The sequence below is a fragment of the Streptomyces sp. NPDC051636 genome, from assembly GCF_044453765.1.
In the GTDB taxonomy this organism is placed as follows: Bacteria; Actinomycetota; Actinomycetes; order Streptomycetales; family Streptomycetaceae; genus Streptomyces.
The window spans coordinates 80,280-99,812 of record NZ_JBITDA010000001.1; the positions used below are offsets into that span (position 1 = coordinate 80,280).

Here is a 19,533-nt window from a genome sequence, read left to right on the forward strand (position 1 = left end):
GTGGAGGATCGCGATGTATCAGCCCCCCCGACAGCTCTCCGACCTGGACGCCCAGGCTGCCTCCGAGGCGATCGTCTTCCGCGCCTCGACCAGCCCGGAGGCCGGGCCGTGGCAGTACCGGCTCTACGCCATCGGCGTCGACAACCCGCAGGCCGCTTACACCGAGCGCGACGGCTACCTGCTGGTCCGGGTGGGGCCCGACGGCGTGGTGCACGAGGTCGCCTCCCCTCAGGTGCTGGTGCACCGACAGTGGGCCGAAGACCTCTTCGACCGGCTCTGGCAGGCACTGGAGCGGGGGAGCCTGCCCGCCGGGGCGGACGACGGCGATGCGCTCACGGCGGCGGAGCTGGCCCTGGTCACCGAGGTCACCAGCGGCCCGGCCCCCGCCGGGGACGACGACCCGCGCCTGTGGCGGCCCAGCCCCAGCGCGCCCCAGCCGGAGGAGGCTGCCGTCTGGGAGCCGGCGCCGAGGGATGTCGCGGACTTCCAGCCCGGAGACCTCATCGCCTACCGGGCCTTCCAGCTCCCGGGCTACGAGCCGGCCGTGGACGCCTCCGCCGCCCAGGAGACGGAAGACGACGCCGACGACCTGATCGAGGCGGTGGTGGTCGACCACACCGGCGGGCAGCTGCTGGTGCAGGACATCGACGGCGACGACGAGCCGTACTCCGTCGACGTCGCCAACGTTGCGCTGCGCCGTGCCCCCGTCCCGAAGCCGGCGGAGGTGGAGCGGCCGCGGTTTCGGCCGCGCAGCCAGGACGACCTCGCGCCGTCCGGGCCGCTGGCGCGGATCCGAGCCAACATCGCCGCGATCCGCGTCCTGCACACCTTGCGCGAGGAGAAGCGGCCCGCGACCGAGGCCGAGCAGGCGGTGCTGGCACGGTGGAGTTCGTGGGGAGCGGCCTGGCAGGTCTTCGACCCGCGCAAGCCGGAGTTCGCCGGGGTGCGCGCGGAGCTGCGGTCGCTGCTCACCGAGGAGGAGTGGTACGCGGCCGAGGCCACCACCCGCAACGCGCACTTCACCGACGCCGCCTTCGTACAGCCGATCTGGCAGGCCCTTGGCAACCTGGGCTTCGCCGAGGGCCGTGTGCTGGAGCCGGGCTGCGGCAGCGGCAACTTCCTCGCCTTCGCCCCGCCCGGGGCGAGGATGACCGGTGTCGAGCTGGACCCGGTCACCGCCGAGATCGCCGCCGCCCTGTACCCGGACGCGGAGATCCGCGCGCAGGACTTCAAGGACACCCGCCTGCCCGAGGGGTTCTTCGACGCGGTCGTCGGCAACGTGCCCTTCGACGAGATCGCCCCGACCGATCCCGTCCACAACCCGCTGCGGCTCGCCCTGCACAACTACGCCATCGTCAAGTCTCTGGAATTGACCCGGCCCGGCGGCCTGGTAGCCGTGATCACCAGCCGCTACACCCTGGACTCCATGGGCAAGACCGCCCGGCTGGAAATCGCCGACCGGGCGGACCTGGTCGGCGCTGTGCGGCTGCCGGCCGGCGCGCACCAAAGGGCCGCGGGCACGGACGTCGTCACCGACGTGCTCATCCTGCGCCGCCGCGACGGCAAGGCCCCGGAGACGCCGCCGGAGTGGGTGGGCCTCTCCCCGGTGCAGGTCGACGCCGAGCACAGCGTGCTGGTCAACTCCTACTTCGCCAAGCACCCCGAAATGGTGCTGGGCACGATCGGGCTGACCAGCACCCAGTACGGCCGCGACGACCTGACCGTCCGCCCCAAGGAGGGCACCGACCTCACCGAGGCGCTGACCGAGGCACTGGCGACCATCACCCGTCAGGCCCACGAGACGGGCCTGACGATGAGCGCCTCACCGGACGCCGTCCAGCGGGCGGCTGTCGAGCAGCGCGCCGAGCGGATGCGCGAAGCGCAGGAGATGTTCGGGGAGGAACTCCAGCGGTTCGAGGGCACCCTCATCGACCAGGGCGACGGAACGTTCCTCCAGGTCGTCGGCGGCGAGCTGGCCGACCGCCCGGTGTTCAAGAACGCCGTGGAGGAACTGCGCGCGCTACTGCGCCTGCGCGACACCTACGTCGACCTGCTCAGCGCGGAATCCACCGGGCAGGACGAGCTGGCCACCACCCTGCGCCAGCAGCTCAACGCCCACTACGACGCCTACGTCGCCAAGTTCGGATTCCTCAACGACCGCGAGGGCCGCAATGAGCGGCGCGACCGCCGCAGCGCGCACGGCGCGTTCCGCACCGACCCGTACGCCGCCGGCGTGTACGCGCTGGAGGTCTACGACAAGGAGTCGCGCACCGCCAAGAAGTCGGCGATCTTCACCCGGGCGGTGACCAAGCCGCAGGCGGAGCAGACCCGCGCCGAGACCCCGCAGGACGCGCTGGCCATCAGCCTGAACACCTACGGCGAGGTGAGGCTCGGCGAGATCGCCCGCCTGCTCGACATGGAGTCGCTGGATGAGGCCCGCGACGCCCTCGGCGAGCTGGTGTTCAACGAGCCGGGCAGCCAGCGGCTCGTGCCCGCCGCCGAGTACCTGAGCGGGAATGTCCGCGAGAAGATCGAGCAGGCCGAGAAGATCCTGCGGATGGTCCCGGAGGAATCCCGGGCCCAGCACTCCCTCCAGGCCAACGTCGCCGCGCTGCGCCGCGTGTTGCCGCCCGACGCGCAGCCCGGGGACATCGAGAACGTCGAGATCGGCGCGACCTGGGTCGCGCCCAAATACTACGAGCAGTTCATCCAGCAGCTGCTGCAGACAAAGGCCGTCACCGTGACCCGCACCTCCGGGGCGGACTGGGAGGTCGACGCTCCCACGGCGGTGCGTAAATCCCGGGCGGCCACAAAGGTTTACGGCACCGTGCGCCGGGATGCCGTCGAGCTGTTCTCCCGCATGCTGCGCCGGGCCACCCTCGTGGTCAAACCGCCCAAGCCGGACGAGAACGCTACCCCGGAGGAGATCCGGGACGGCAAGCGGTGGGCGGCGGACCAGACCGAGCAGGCCATCGCGAAAGCCGACGAACTCAACCGGCTGTTCGCCGACTGGCTGTGGCAGGACCCCGAGCGCACCAAGGACGTCCTGGACACCTACAACCGGCTCTACAACAGCTACGTCCCCTACCAGGGCGACGGCTCGCACCTGACGTTCCCCGGCCTGTCGGAGGCGATCACCCCGCTGCCGCACCAGCGCGCCGGCGTCGCCCGCGCGCTGTCCGAGCCGTACGGCACCTTCTTCGACTACGAGGTCGGCGCGGGCAAGACCTACACCATCGCCATGACGCTCATGGAGATGAAGCGCCTGGGCATGGTGAACAAGCCCTCGATCGTGGTGAAGAACTCCACGGTCAACGACTTCCGCAACGACTTCCTCAAGGCCTATCCGCAGGCACGCGTGCTGGCGATCGACAGCAGCGAGTTCACCAAGGAGACCGCCGCGGCGTACGTCGCGCAGATCGCCAACGGCGACTGGGACGCTGTCATCCTGCCCCAGTCCCTCTTCAAACGGATCCCGATGTCCGGGCGCGGACAGGCCCAGTTCGTCGCCGACCAGACCGCGGAGTACCGGGCCCGCATCCACAAGGCGCTCACCGGCAGCGACCAGGCGCTCGACCCGGCCCTCAACCCCGGCGGCGACCCGCTGATCGCCGATGCGCTGGACGCGGCCACGGCCGTGACCAACGGGCGGCCCGTCTCCAAGAACACCATCAAGAAGCTGCAAGGCGACCTGAAGCGCCACACGCAGCGTGCCGAGAAGAACCTGGTCAAGCAGACCACGACGGGCATCTCGTGGGAGCAGACCGGCATCGACTTCATCGCCGTGGACGAAGTCCAGGACTTCGCTAACGGCGAGGTCGGCGCGAACAACTCCGAGCTGTCGCTGCCAGTCTCCGCACAGGCCAAGGACCTGAAGGTCAAGCTGCGCTCGATGTCCAAGGCGTACGGCCGCAAGGTCGGCCTCGGCGCCACGGGAACCCCGTTCCCCAACGCGATGCCGCAGGCGTACGTCATGCTCGACTACTTCCGCCCGGACCTTCTGCAAGCCGCCGAGATATCCGCGTTCTCCTCCTTCCAGGCGCAGTACCTCGCGGAGACCATGGCCCCGGAGATCTCCCCGGAGGGGATCCCGCGGATCAAGGAGCGGATCGGCGGGTTCCGGAACGCCAAGTCGTTCAGCCAGCTGTGGAAGTCCATGGCGGACGTCAAGACCAAGCACGATCTGAACCTGCCGGTCCCGGACTACACCAGCGAGACCATTGTTGTCCCCGCCACCTACGCCGACCGCGAGTACATGGCGGAGATCGCCGACCGTGCGGAGGCCGTGCGCGCCCGCGAGGTCGACGCCTCCGTGGACAACCTGCTGAAGATCAGCAACGACGGCCGGCTGGCCGCTATGGACCTGCGGATGGTCGGCATGACCCCTGACGGTCCCGGCAAGCTGGATGCCGCCGCCGACAAGATCGCCCAGATCTGGCAGCAGTACAAGAACCACCGCTACACCGACCGCGAGGGCAATCCCAGCGAGCTGACCGGCGCCCTCCAGTTGGTGTTCGCCGACCGTGGGACCGCCTCGGAGGAGGCCAAGAAGCAGGGCCGATTCATCGCCTACGACTACCTGCGCGACGAGCTGGTCAAGCGCGGCATCCCCGAGGACAAGATCCGGTACGCCCAGGACGCACAGACCGCCGAGGAGAAGGAAAAGCTGTTCGCCGACGCCCGCGCCGGCAAGGTCGCCGTGCTGATCGGTTCCACCGACACCATGGGCGTCGGCGTCAACGTCCAGGACCGGGCGATCGCGCTGCACCATCTGGACTGCCCCTGGCGGCCCTCCGACGTCACCCAGCGCGAGGGTCGCATCATCCGGCAGTTCAACCAGCACTTCACCCAGGGCGTCCCCGTCCAGATCTACCGGTGGACCAAGGCCGGCTCCTTTGACGCGTTCATGTGGCAGACTGTCGAGCGCAAGGCACGCTTCATCGACCAGGTCCGCACCGGCCGTGAGCTGGACGAGCAGGACCAGGCGCTTGACGGCGACCTGGGCAAGGACTACCTCGAATACGGCGAGATCAAAGCCATCGCGACCGGCAACCCGCTGCTGCTGAAGAAGCTGCAGGCCGACGAGGAGGTCCGCCAGCTGGAGGCGGCCTACAAGAGCTGGCAGCGCACGCACAAGCACCTGCGCAACGTGGTCGACACCGCCGACGAAACCCTGGCCAAGGCCCAGGAGCGGGCCGACCTGGTGGCGCGAGCCCTGTCGGTGCGCACCGACACCAAGGGCGACGCCTTCCGCATGGAGCTGCCCAACGGCACAGTCGTCACCAAGCGCGGCGAGGCGGCAACCGCCCTGCGGACCCAGATCGCGCTGATCCAGCGCATGATGCACGGGTCGGTCAGCCGCTGGGAGAACGTGGCCACCGTGGGCGGCCAGCAGTTCGAGGCTCGCATCAACTCCGTCCACGACTACATCGAGTTCCGCATCCGGGGATTGCAGGACATCCCCCAGGCCACCTACACCATCGACGATGTCGCCGGGCTCATCAGTGACACCAAGCCGCCACTCGGATTGGTGGCCCGCTTGGAGAACCTGTGCGAGCGGCTCGGTGACATCCACACCCGGCTGCTGGGCGCCGTGGAGGCGCTGAAGCAGGAGATCGACCGCGCTCAGAAGCTGGTCGACCAGCCATTCACCAAGCTCGACAAACTCCACCGCGCCCGCGCGGAACAGGCCCGCCTCGATGCCGAGATCGATAACCAGGCCACCGGCCAGGACCTGTACGAGGACGACACCCCGGCGGAGCGCCATGCTGTCAGCGCGCGGCCGGCGGAGGCCTCGGGTGAGCGGGCCGGGCAGCAGGCCACGGAGGAGCCCTACGCCGACCGCGCCGAGTACTGGGCCGCAGAGCATGCCGCGTTGGCGGGGTACAGGGCGTGGGAGCAGGAGTTCGGTTCCCGCCTGGCCGATGGCACCGACGCCGAGGCCAGCCTGGCGGCGTCTGCGCAGCTGATGCTCGCGCAGTTCCAGGACGCCCGTCGTGGCCGGTTGCTGGGGCTGGAGCAGGTGGCCGACTGGCAGGTGCTCCAGGCCGCGGCCGACCTGGCTCGCAAGGTCGCCGAGCAGTGGGACCGGGAGCAGCGCGGCCCGGAGGTGGTCAGGCGCACCTGGGAGGTGGCCTACGCGCTGCGCGACCACGCCGCCCGCTACCGCGCGACCGTGGAGGACCGCGAGAGCACGGCCTTCCAGCAGTGGTGGGACACCGACGAGCCGATCACCGTCGCGGATGACGAGGCGATGGAGTTCATCCCCGGCCTGTCCATCTTCGACCAGTACGCGGTCACCGGCCCCCAGGGCGTGCGCACCGGTCCGGTCAACGGCGTCGACCTGGCGGCCGGTATCGCGCAGCTCATCGCCGACGGTATGAGTGTGGAGGAGAACCCGGAGGGCATCGTGCTGTCAGGGCCGGACGGCATCCGCTTCGAGATCACCAATGCCGCATCCGTCAGCACCGGCACGCCCACCGGCACCAGGCCCGACGCCGTGGTGCCGGGCACGCCTGGCGCCGAACAGGACACCGAGCAGGCTGAGGCAGACGAAGCGGACGCGCAGGCTGTAGCGGCTGGAGCGGCGCAGGCGGACGAGGCCGAGCCCGAGCCGGCTCCGGTCAGGGAGGAAGCGCCGGGCTCGACGCTGGCGCAGGCGCAGCGGCTGGCGGTGCTGCTCGACCAGTACGCCGACGGCGCAGAGCTGGTGGCCGCCCGGGAACTGGTCGGTGAGTCGATCAGGAACCTGCGTGAAGCGCTGGAGGCCGCGGGGCCCGGCGGCGCCAGCCCGGTGCTGGGCGAGTTCGCCGAGGCCAGCGCGGACGTCGAGCGCGGCGAGCAGCTGTCACCGGCGGACGTCTTTGCCCGCTACGACCGGCTGGCCACCGTCGCATCCCGGCTCGCCGACGCGACGGACGGTCAGGTCGCCGAGCACGCCGCCCGGCTCGCCCAGCGCACCGAGCGGCACCTGGGGCGGATGCACGCCACTGGCCGCGACCTGTTCGACATGCTTCTGGACGCCTCCGCGCTGGACGCCGACGCCTGGTCGGTCCTGGTGCGCAACGATCCGCTGAAGGAGCGGCCGGCCCCGTACTCCGGCAGCGACCATCTCACCTTCGCCCGGCAGCTGCTGTTTGAGACCTACGACCGCTGGCCCGCGGTCTACAGCAGCAGCGGCGAGGAAGCCAGCGCCCAGTTGCGCGGTGCGATGTGGAACATCCGCCAGGCCCCCGACACCGCGATCGGTAGCGCGCTGACCGACTGGATGCAGGTCGTCTCCTACGCGCTGGACGCGGCCGGGGAGGCGGAGGACTCCGTCAGCCGCACGGTGCTGCGCGATGTGGCCCAGCGCGCCTACCAGCACCACCAGGCCCTTGCCGCCCACCAGTTGGCGGCGGCCAGCTCCACCGCCTACGGCCCGGACCGCTCCTTCGCCGACGGGGTGGAGCGGATCACCACAGCGTGGGAGGCATGGCAGGAGACGGCGACCGCCCGGGACCTGACGGAGCGGACCGGCCGGGCAGCAAACGCCGCGCTGGGCAGCGCGCGCACGGCGATGGAGGAGATCCGGCAGGCGCTGTACGCCGCCGAGTGGGCCACGACCGACGACGGCACCCTGGAGGAAGTCACCCGCCGCACGACGAAACTCGCCCACGCCACCTACGCGCTGGTGCTCAGCCTGCAGGAAGGCACCTACCGCAGCCCGGACGACGGCAAGGCGCTGACCCGGCTGGTGCGGGCCAGCTACGAGCACGCGGCCGCCTGCCGCGCCAGCGCCGACGACCCGCAGGCGGTGACCGAGGTGCGCGCCGCCCTGGCCCGGCGGCAGGACCAGCTGCGGGCCGAGGCAGGCCCGCAGACCGCCTCCCAGCCGGCCACCGGCCCCGAGACCGGGGCGGGGGTCAGCGTTCTGGAGATCGAGCACCACTACCGCGGCACCGTGGTGCGCGGCACCACCAACGAGGAGCGCGACGCCCCAGTGCGCGCCGCCCTTGACCGGCACGGCTTCCGCTTCTCCCACAACCAGAACTTCTGGTACCTGCCGCGGCGCATGGTGCAGACCACGCGGGACGTCCATGTCCGCAAGCTGGTCGACGAGCTCAGCCGCCTGGGCCGGACCTACCGGATGACCGAACAGCCGCCGGAGCAGGCCGGGCCGCAGGTCGTCATTCCGGCAGGGGAGCCCTACGCCAGCAAGGAAGAGGCCACGGCCGACTTCGAGGAGATGTTCGCCGGCTACTGGCGGATGCAGGACACTCCGGCGGGTAAGCGGCTGATCACGCGCGGGGTCGGCGCCCGCCCGGACGGCGAGGCGGTGCACCGGGCGCTGGAGGACCTGCGGCAGGGCCCGGTCGGCAGCGGCCGCGACCCCTTCGCCCACCCCGCCGACGACGTGGTCCGCCGCTGCACGGAGCTGGCCCGCGCGACGCAGACGCTCACCCACAACCTCCAGGAGGAGCGCTACCGCGCCCCGGTGGCGTTGCGTCACTTCCGCACGATGACGCAATACGCGACCCTGCTGGCCTCCCGCATCACCGCGACCGCTCAGCAGGAAGGACTGTGGGAGCGCCTGTTCGCCACCCCCGGCGCGGGCACCACGACTGAACCGTCGGCACCGTCCGCGCCGGCCGAGGCACCGACGGCGGAGCCGACGCAGCAGCAGGGCACCGGGGCACCGGACGCCCTGGTGGACGGGCCGTACACGGGCGAGGCGCTGCTCGATGCTGTCGAGCGTCTTCACCTGCTGACCGAGCAGCTGACCGAACATTTGCCGGGCTCACCGCAGGCGGAGGTGGTGCCAGCAGAGGATCAGGAGGCGTGGTTCCGGGGTCCGGCGAAGGTCGAGGTGCCCGACGGCTTCGTCACGTACTCGAATGACGCTGCGGCCCTCAAGCCGGGCGACGTGGTCCGCATGGGGTTCAAGCGGTGGGCGGAGTCTCGGCGGCTGTCGCACCGAACGCTGGTGATCACTGGACCGAAGGATGCCGCCGACGGCTACTACAGGGCTGGTATGTCCCGTACGCACCCGAGGGACATCGTCGCGGTCCCGGCTGACTCCCGCTTGGTGTCGGGCGCAGAAGACGACCGGTACACCCTGCGCTGGGAGTTCGACGCCCGGTGGGAGGCGGCCGTGGAGGCCGGGCGCGCCGCCCACCGCGGCGAGGTGCCGTTGTCGCAGGCCGTCGACGCCTACCGGCAGGCGTTCATGGCCACGGGGGCTCTGGCGCGGGAGCTGGAGCGCGGCTGGGTGCCGCCGGCCGGCCGTGAGCTGCTGGCACAGCTTCTCGCGGACAGCGAGCAGCACATCGTGCGGCTGGTGCTGACCGATCGGGTGGCCGAGGAGACGGCGCAGGCCGAGCAGCGGCGCCGTGAGCAGGCGCGCGCGGCCCGGCAGGAGACCGTTCGCGCGGCCGATGAGCAGCCGGGCCAGCCGGACGAGCAGGAGACCAGGCGTGCGCAGCGGTCCGAGGTCGAGGCGCTGATCGCCGCCAGTAGCGAGCGGGCCGTCCAGCACGCCCGCGACCTGGCGGTACGGGTGGCGCTGGCCGATGACCTGGTGCGTGCGCGGTTCGCCGAACCCACGCCGGTCGGGGAGCTGCAGGCGTGGTTCAGGGAGTGGCTGCGGCACGCGCGCCTGAACCCCACCGAAGACCTGGTCGCCAGCCGCTTCGAGGACTACTTCGTCGCCAACGGCGACCGCGAGGCAATCGAGATGTCCGCTCGTCAGGTCTTCGACGAGGTGTACGCGGCCATCGGCCCGGCCGCGGCCGTGCAGGCCGACGGCCGCGGGGGAGAGGCAGCACAGCAGGCCCCGATGAGCGCGCAGGAGCAGGTGGCCGCCGACGAGGTCCCGGTTGCCGCGGCCGAGTCCCCGCAGCCGCCGGGCCGGGCGGAGCACATCCAGCAGGCCGCGCGGGCCAACGGGTGGGAGGTCGCCGGGCAGTGGGCCCGCTGGTCGGAGCGCTCCTCCCCGCACTACCAGCTGACGCTGCGCGCGCAGACCGCCAGCGGGCCACGGCACTACACCCTGGTGTGGGAGCTGAGCAGGGGGAACTACACCTACAACGCGCAGCGCTCCGTCGCGCACCACTACTCTGGCCGCTCGGTTGCCCGCCCGCGCCTGGCCGACGTCGAGCAGGACGTCAAGGCTCCCGCGATCGAGGCGGGCACGCCGACGGAGCAGATGCTGCGGAAGATCCTCGACCCGTCCGCGCCCGCCGAGAAGGACACGCTGTTCGCCGACGCTCCGGCCGAGCAGCCGGAGCCGGAAGAGAGGCAGGCTGCCGGGCCGAGCGCACCAGAGCCCGGCGGTACCGTCACCGGGACTCCGCTGACGCAACAGCATCTGGACGCGCTGCCTCATCCCGCCGACCCGCTCCCGGCCGAGGATGCGCGGCTGGCCGTGGTGACCACGCTGAACCTTCCGGACGGGCAGGTCCGTGACGTGCTGTTGCTGCTGCAGTCACTGGAGGTGGACGCGGCCGACGGCAACGACCCGATCGTGCGCGGTGCTCAGATCGTCCCCCACAACAACCTGGTGTCCACCAGCTTGAACGGGCGCTTTCTGCCTGCCGATCTGCTGGCCATGGCAGACGCCCGGGTGCTGCCGCTGTCCGCGCCGGTCCCGTGGGCGAACGTCGAGCAGCTGGCGACGCTGCCGGCGCACCAGGCCCGCCTCGCGCTGCCGCTGGGCGAGTCGGCCGCGCAGCCGGTGCGGCGCTTTGCGACGACCGGTCAGCTGCGCACCCACTTCAAGGCCGCCCCGATACCGGGTGACCGGCGTGAGCTGGAGCGCATGGCGGACCACGCCTCGTTCGAGCTGTCCCCGAACGGGCAGTTCGCCATGGTTCAGCAGGCCGCCTACGCCGACTTCGACCCGGTGCAGGGCGCCGAGTGGTGCCTGCGGGCGGCGGGCAGCGGTATGGAGTTCGGCCGGGTGGATGAGTACGCGTACCTGCTCAACACCGGGCTGGAGACCGCGCTCAACGTCATGGGCGGGCTGCGCTCGCGCGAGGACGCGCTCGCCTTCTCCGAGCGGCTGGCCGCCTTGCGGGACCACCTCGGGGCGCCCATCGACTGGTCGAACCCTTCCCTGTCCAGCGCCCTGGGCGGCTACCGCTACGAGCTGGACCGCCTGGTCCTGCGCGAGCGCGTGCTGTTCGAGCAGGAGCGAGGCTTGGACGCCGAGAAGTCCCAGGCCGTCCTGGTCTGGAACCTGACGGAGGCGCGGCCCGGCCGCCGCCCGGCCCCGGACGGGCAGGCGTACACGGATGACCTTCGGGTCGGGGACCGGATCTGGTTCGAGGCGGACGACGAGTACCTGCCGCGCGAGGTGCTGGACATCCAGGACGGCCCGGCAGGTCTGGTCACCCTCACCCTCGCTGCGCTGCGCGCGAGCGAGGAGGACGGCACCGTCTCCGTCGAACGCGATGATGTCTACTCCTGGGATGTCCCGCGCAACCTGCTGCTCGGCCGCGCGACGCCCGAGGAGATCGCGGCCGAGGCCGCGCGGGCGTTCGGCTTGGAACTGCCCGCGCCGGAACCCGCCGCCGAGCTGCAGGCCGCTGCTCAGGCCCCGAAGGCCGAGGAGTCCGCGGCCCCCCAGGAGCACCAGCTGGAGCCGGCCGAGCAGGCTCCGATCACCGAGGAGCCCAAGCAGGAGGAGAGTGTGACGGTCACGGAGCCGGAAGAGGCTGCAGGACCGTGGTCCAGCCGCATCAAGATCGTCACCGATGGCGGGCAGACCTTCGTCACCGGTACTGGCGCTTCCGGCTACTGGGAGCAGGAAGCGGAGCTGCGCGATCTGCTGAAGAGGGGTCGCCGCTTCGCCTTCCGGGAGGGTCGCTGGCGCTACCAGGGGCGGGCGGCCGACCGCGACCGCGTCGTGGAGGAGATCCGCGCCTACCTGCGGACCATGGATGAGCGGGCGGCGACCGCGCCGGCGGCCCCGGCGACGGAGTACCCGCCCACCGAGCAGCAGCAGAAGATCATCGACGCCGCTCTCGCCGGGCGGGACATCGCTGTCCAGGCGCTCGCCGGGACGGGCAAGACCTCCACGCTGCAGATGGTCACCCGGCGGATGCCTGAGAAGCGCATCGTCTACGTCGCGTTCAACCGCAGCATCGCGGACGAGGCGAAGCGGAAGTTCCCGCGCAACGTCACGGCGGACACCTCCCACGCGTTCGCTCGGGCCGCGCTGCGGAACACCCCGCTACGCGACAAGATCGCCAAGGCCGGGCGCAACGGCGGCGCGCGCCGCCCGAAGGACGTTGCCCAGGCCCTGGACCTGCGCGAGCCGCTGAAGTACAAGGGCGGCGGCATCGAGCCGGAGGACGTGGCGCGGATCGTGATGTCGGCCATCCGCCGGTTCCGCGAGAGCGCCGACGCCGAGCTGGGGACGCAGCACCTCGGACAGAGCTGGGCGGCCAGCCCGGCCGCTTCCGAGCTGCTGGAGGTCGCCCGCCGCGCGTGGGCGGACATCGCCGACCCGAGCAGCAACAAGCTGTACTTCAGCCACGACGACTACCTCAAGCTGTGGGCGCTGACCAATCCGCGGCTGAATTACGACGTGATCCTGTTCGACGAGGCGCAGGACATCAACCCGGTCTTGAAGAAGGTGATCCAGGACCAGGACACCCAGACGATCGTGGTCGGGGACAGCAACCAGAGCATCTACGAGTTCCGCGGTGCGATCGACGCGCTCAAGGACTGGCCGGCCGACGAGGTCCTGCCGCTCACCCAGAGCTGGCGGTTCGGGCCGGAGGTCGCGGCCGTCGGCAATGCCTACCTGCAGTTGCTGGGCTCGGACCTGGTCTTGGAGGGCAACCCCGCGCTGGACACCACCCTCGGTCCGGTCGAGGAGCCCGACGCGGTGCTCACCCGCACGAACGTCGGCGCGATCGCCGCGGTGTTCGCCGGGTTCGAGGCGGGCAAGCGCGTGGCGCTCGTCGGGGGCGGCCGCGACATCGAAGAAATCGCCAAGGCGGCGCGTGACCTGCAACGCGGGCGCCGCACCAAGCACCCGGAACTGCAGGCGTTCGAGAGCTGGAACGAGGTCCGAGAGTACGCGGAGAGCGAGGACGACAAGTCCCTGCAGATGTTCGTCCGGCTCGTCGACCGCTACAGCCCCGAGGGCCTGCTGGGCATGATCGGGGACTTGGTGCCGGAGGACGCAAAGGACGAGGAGACCCGCCCGGAGCTGGTGGTCTCCACCGCCCACAAGGCCAAAGGCCGGGAGTGGGACCGGGTGCGCATCGGCCCGGACTTCCCGCAGCCGTCGGAGGACGAGAACGGGGAGTTGGTCCTGCCCGCGGCCGAAGAGCTGCGGCTGGCCTACGTGACGGTGACCCGGGCCAAGGAGCGCCTGGAGATCGGCTCACTGGGCTGGGTGCACAGCCTCGACGAGGAACTGCCACCGCAGCCCGCCGCCGCACAGCAGGCGGTCGCGGCCGCACTGCAGCAGGCCGCGGCCGAACAACCCGCCCCCGAGGCGGAGCCCGCCGCAGTGGCGGTCACCGAGGCGGTGGCCCGGCCGGAGCAGGCGTCGGCCGAAGTGGGTGCGGCGCCGGAACGAGTGCAAGGCCCGCTGGTCTCGGTCAGCCTGTCGGCCGACGGTCAGGGCCAGCTGGCGGTTGCCGTCGAAGCCGACGGCTCGCGCCACGAACGGCCCGTGCCCGATCTGGCCGTAGCGGATCTGCCGGGGGTGTCCCTGCCCGTGACGGCGCCGGTGCCCGCGCTGGTCCGCCCGTCGTCGGCCGGGGAGTCGCTGGTCTCCGACGAGGAGGTCGCCACCTGGCTGTCGACGCATCTGCCCGGCAGCGCGCTCGCGCCCTGCTGGAACGCGCAGCAGGCACGCGCGGGGCTGACCGCGGCGGTGCGCGACGCGCTGCGCGACTCGATGGCCCCGGCCGCGGAGGACATCGCGGCCTGGCTGGTGGAGACCGCCGCCGAGCAAGACCGGCTGGTGCGCGCCGCGCACGTCAACGACCAGGACAACTTCGCCCTGGCCTTCGCGCGGGCCGCCGACGACCTGGTCACCGACGGCGGCAACGAGCACCTGATCTGGACCTACCTGGGCTCCACCGCCCGCCGTGAGGAGGTGCTGCGCCTGGCGGTTCCGGCCGCCTACGAGCAGCTGCGCCGCCTGGAGCTGCCCGAGGATGCCCAGCGGGAGGAGCCGGCACCGGCCGCCGCGCAGGAAGCGGCCCCGGCCGCCGCCCCGGAGCGGCAGGGCCCGGACGCCGCAGACCGGCAGCGCCTGATCGACGGATTCGGCGACCGCATCATCTCCGGTCACATCGGGCCCCAGCCCCAGCCAGTGGAGCCGGAGATACCTGAGACGGCACCGGCGGTGCCCGAGGCGGCTGCGCAGACCGCAGATGAGCAGCCGTCGCTGTTCGCGGACAGCACCGCACCGGCCCAGGACCCCGAGTCGACCGGCGCCGAGCCGACTGAGGGCGCACCAGCGGAGGCGGCGGGCGAGGAGGCCGCTGCCGCGCGGCCGGCCCCCCTGCCGTGGGACCACGACAAGATCCGTCGCCGCGCCCAGGCCGGCACCCGCCGCGGGCAGACCAGCACGATTCCCAACCTCGCCCGCGAGATCAGTGAGGCCGTGGGCTTCAGCCGGGCGCGGATCGTGTGGGAGCAGGACCACCCCTTCGACCAGTTCCTGCTCAACCTCCAGCACACCCTGGACGGCTTCGGCGAGGACGACGCCGCCACCCGCGCCCTTGTGGAAGAGGTCGCCGGCGAGCTGCGGCAGCGGATCGGGCAGATCGCTGACCGTGCCGCCGAGCACTACAACGCGCTGATCACCCCGAACGCGGGCGACCCGCAGCTGCTGGCCACGCTGGAGGAGCAGCTCACGGCCGACAACCGGCTGCCCGAGCTGACCAATCCCTTCGTCCGCGAGGCGCTGGTGCTGGTCCTGCAGACGCTCGACGAGGCCGAGCGCACCGCGCGCAGCCGCAAGCTCAAGCTGGCCGCGGTGCGCGACGCGCTGGACCAGGTCGTTGGACTGGCCGGGTCCACCACGGTGGACGACGAGCTGTTCCCGCACCTGGACGCAGCACTGACGCCCGTCAAGGTGCAGCTGGACGTGGCGCGGGAGCTGATGGCCGAAATCGGCTGGAACGCCGAGGTGGTGGACGAGTACGCGCAACTGCGCCGCGCGATCGCCGACCGCGAGCAGCCCGCGGCCGCGCCGCAGGCCGGTGAACCGCAGCAGGACGCGCCGCCCGCCGACGGCGAGGCCGCCGCGCCCGAGCCGCTGGCCGACCGCGACATCGCCGCAGCACTCGGCCGGATCTCCGACCACGAGTTCGGACAGCTCATCTTCGATCTCGACAGCGGCCAGAAGCGGTACCCGCAGATGTACGACTGGTTCTTCCCGATGCCCGCCGGGCCGGGCAACGAGCAGGGACAGGAGATGGCGAGCGCTTACTCCTCCCGGTCGGGGTTGGAGATCACGGTCTCCGTGGACGGCACTCCCGTCCGCGCGGGCAAGATCCCCTGGTCCCGAGCGGTCACCTGGCTGCGCCCGGCTCTCACCCCGCTGCGCCGGGAGCTCGTCGAGATGACGTGGCGCACGGGCAACGCACTGCGGCGCACCGAGGACGCCTTCACCGCCATCGGTGAGCGCGGCCGGTTCCGGGCAGCGCTCCAGGAAGTGAGCGACCTGCTCGGCTCCTTGAAGGACACGCTCATCAGCGAGTCGCTGCGGGCACACCAGGAGGGCACGGCCGAGGACCTGATCGCGCGGAACCGGCTGTCGGCCCAGGAGCCGGACGACGGGCTGATCAGCCTGGACGACCTGGTGGACCCGGATAGCGCGAACGAACGGGCCGCCGAGGAAGCGTCCTTGGAGCGGATCCGGCGCCTGTACGCCGTGCTGCCAGAGCGCCACACCAGCACCAAGCCCCTGCACGAGGTGCAGGCGGGGGACGCCTTCTGGCAGGTCTCGCCGCAGCGGCTGCTGTTCGTCGCGGGCGGCCCCGCCGCCGTACAGGAGGGACGGATCTCCATCCCCGGGGAGCTGCTGCTGGGAGGCGGCGAACGGCGCCCGTACGTGTGGTCCGGGCCGCAGTGGACCGACCTCGACGTCCAGGTGCAGCCGCTGATGCTGCCGCAGTCCCTCGGTGGCCTCATCGACGTGCCGACCGATCCCGGCGCCCAAGGTCGTACTGACGGCATGGAGGGCGCCCCCGTCGAGGACGTTCCCGCCGCGCCGCACGAGCCGGTCGCCGAAGCCGAGGCAGTCCCCGCTGCCGCTGAGGTGCCTGTCGCGGAACCCGCCGCAGCCCTGGAGCCGCAAACGCAGGCAAACGCCGAGCGCGGTGCCAACGAGGCGGAGACGGCGCAGGAGTCCACGCCGTCCGCCGACGCACCGGATACTGCCGCGCCCGCTGCCGACCAGGCGGGCCCGGACGACAGCGCCAGCGCACCCCCGCTGCCGTACGCGGACAGGGATTCCTTCCTGCACGAGTTCACCCAACTGCGGCGGGTCTACGAAGCATGGGCGGCCTGCGACACCGGGCGGGCGATGCTGGCCGAGGCGCGGGAACTGCGCGAGGAAACCGGCGTGCCGGGCGCGAACGAGGCCGCGCAGATCGAGGAGGCTTGGCGCACGGCATCTCGCGCCGGGCTGCGCGGCACCGATCCGCAGGCCATCGCCCGCAGCTACCAGGAACTGATCTCGGCCGCGACGCTGGCCGGGCGCTCGATGGACGAGCGCCGAGCGTTCGCCTCGGTCGCCGACCGTCGGCTGCTGCAGGCAGTGATCGCTCAGGCCCGGGAGCAGGCCGGGCGACTGGAAGCGACCGCCGCCCAGCAGCCGGCCGCGCCCGCGCCGGCGGAAGCTGTCACCGCAGCCCCGGCTGCGCAGGTCCCGCCCGCCGACGTGCCGCAGGAGCCGGAGGCGGTGGAGGCCGACGGCGTCGACCTGGCCACCGAAGCCGACGGCGTCGAGGACGACTTCGACTTCTGGCGCGACGTGATCGGTGATGACCTGGTGGTCGGCGGGGTCGTCTACAGCAGCGACGAGTGGGAGCTGGACGGCGAAGAAGGCGTGCGGCGCCGGGAAGACGAGCCGTACCCGCCAGAGCTCGACGCCGTCGATGAGCCCGAGGCGGAGGCGGAGGTCGCCGCGCAGCCCGCTGATTCGCATGAATCCGCCGCAGGCACTCAGCCTGCCCGCGACACGACCGAGGAGGAGCCGGTGGCGCAGCCGGAGGCAACGACGGAGGAGCCACGCTCCTCGGAGGCGGACGACCTGAGCCAGTCCGCCACAGACGACCTGGACCAGCACTTCGAGAGCATCATCGCCGTGCTCCGCAGCGGCGGCGAGCAGCAGAGCCCCGAGCCGGACGCGCCAGCGGCCGCGGCCCCCGCACGCCGTCTGAGCGAGGAGGACGAACGGCGGCTCAACGCCCGGTACGCAGTGCTGCGTGAGGAGCTGGACCGGACCCTGCGCGGGATTGACGCCGACCCGATCCTGCCCCGCTCGCAGAACCCGGCGGTCGACACGGCCGACGCGGCCGAACTCGACGCCGCCGTCGGCGCGGCCCAGGACCAGGCGGGCTACTACTGGGGCACCCCGGAGTGGGAGACGATCCGTCAGGTCCGCGACGCCGCCCAGGGCCTGCGTGCAGCGGTCCGCGAGGCGGTGGGCACCTACGCCGAGGGGCTGGTGCGCGATGTGCGCGTCCACGGCCTGGACCGCACGATCCAGGCCCGGACGGCGCGGGTGATCTCGCACGCCGCCTTCGCGCTGGCCCGGCGGCTGGACCGTGGCGGGCAGCGGGACACCGCCGCCTGGCGGGCGGTGTGGCGGCTGCACCGTGCCGCTGCCACCCGGGCCGACCGGCTGACCGGCCTGCTGCCGCCCGACCAGCGCATCGACCTGGCCGACCAGCTGCGCGGGGCCTGGCAGTGGCTCGCCTCCCGGATCAACATCCGACCCGCCGGTGAGGACGATGCCAGCCGCGAGCCGGGCCGGGTGCGCGCGTTGATGGAGCGCGGCTTCGAGACGATCAAGCAGGCCTATCACACGGCGGCCGACCAGATTGGCGACCTCGCGCAGCACCCGCTGTGGCGGCGCGTCACTGCCGCGTTCGAGTCCGCGCGCCAGGTGATGGACCGGGCCTGGCTCGGCGTCCACCGGCTGTCCGCGGACCACACCACGCTGGGCACCGGGCGGATGCTGTGGGTGCGCACCGTCGAGGTGATCTCGCACGGCATCCGCACGCTGCTGGACCGGCTGGACCGCGGCGGAAACCGCGACGGTCTGCGGTGGAACGCGCTGCGCGTGCTGCACCACGCGGCCGAAGAGCACATCTCCCACCTGCGTGGCTACCTCCCCGAAGGGCAGACCACCCCGCTGGGCACCTACTACGACCCCGAGCCGGCCGCCCAGCAGGTCCAGAGCGCCGCCGTGGACGGCGAACAGGTCACCAACCGCCCGGCCCCGCAGGCACAGGTCACGGACCAGGCTGCCGGGCAGGAGCCGGGGCCGCGTTGGAACCCCGAGCACGAGCCGTTCCGCAGCCGGTGGTTCGCCGAGGTGCGCGCCGCCCTGCCCCGCGAGCCGCAGGCGGCCGGGGAGCTGTCCCGCGGTGACGTGATCAGCCTGCTGTTCCGGGAGAACCAGCGCGTCGTGCGGGGGCAGACCGACCGGGCCGAGGCCGGGCAGCGGGCCAACGAGGCGGTCGAGCTCTACCTGAACGGCCGGGGCAGCGAGGTGCCCGCCATGCTGGCCGGCGAGGGCTACGCCTATGTGCGGGGCGAGGATGGCGACCGGTGGCAGCTGCGCGCGACCACCGACGGCCCTGCCGAGGCGGCGCGCCCGACCGCTGCTGCTCCCGAAGCCTCGGCCCAGCCGGAACAGTCGGCGGCCCCCGTAGCGGCGCCGGAGCCCACGGAGGCTCAGGCGCCAGCGCTGCCGCAGCGCCGCCGTGCCCCCGACGCTTCGGCCACAGCATCGGCCCCTCAGCAGCCGCAGCAGCGGCAGGGTGAGGCGCCGGACCAGCGGACCCTGACCGAGCAGGCCCTTGCCACGCAGGCGGAGCGGCTGCGCGATCGGGGTCGGCTCGCCGCTGCGGCGGCGACCACACCTGCCGAACGGCGTAGGGCCGAGATGCTGCTGGAGCTGGCCGACAAGTCCCGGGCGGCGGCGCAGAAGCTGGCCGACAAGCGCCAGACACAGGTGGCGCCGCCGCAGGAAGGGGCGCTGATGGCCGAGCCGTTCCTCGCGGCGCTGCGTGTCCACGCGGCCGCCAAGGGCGCGGCGCTGCCGGAGGACGTGATCCAGGGCGCGTGGCAGGCGGCGGTGAAGGCGACCGCCGCAGCCCAGCGGCCGTCGGCGCAGCCGCAAAGCCCGGCGGCGAAGGGCTCGGCGGCCAAGGGCCCGAAGAAGGAGAAGGAGCAGCGTCCGCAGCGGCACTCGCAGGAGGAGATCCACAACCGCCAGCAGCGCAATGCCCCGAGCACTCCGGGGCGCAGGTAGGGAGTGCTCGGGGCCAGTGGCGGGCGCCG

Annotated in this window: 1 protein-coding gene; it reads left to right on the forward strand. The window is 72.1% G+C overall.

From position 1 onward, the window contains the following. Positions 1-13: 13 nt before the first annotated feature. Positions 14-19,504, forward strand: coding sequence for a UvrD-helicase domain-containing protein (locus ACIBBH_RS00420; protein WP_399400379.1), 19,491 nt, complete (start codon positions 14-16; stop codon positions 19,502-19,504). Positions 19,505-19,533 lie beyond the last annotated feature (29 nt).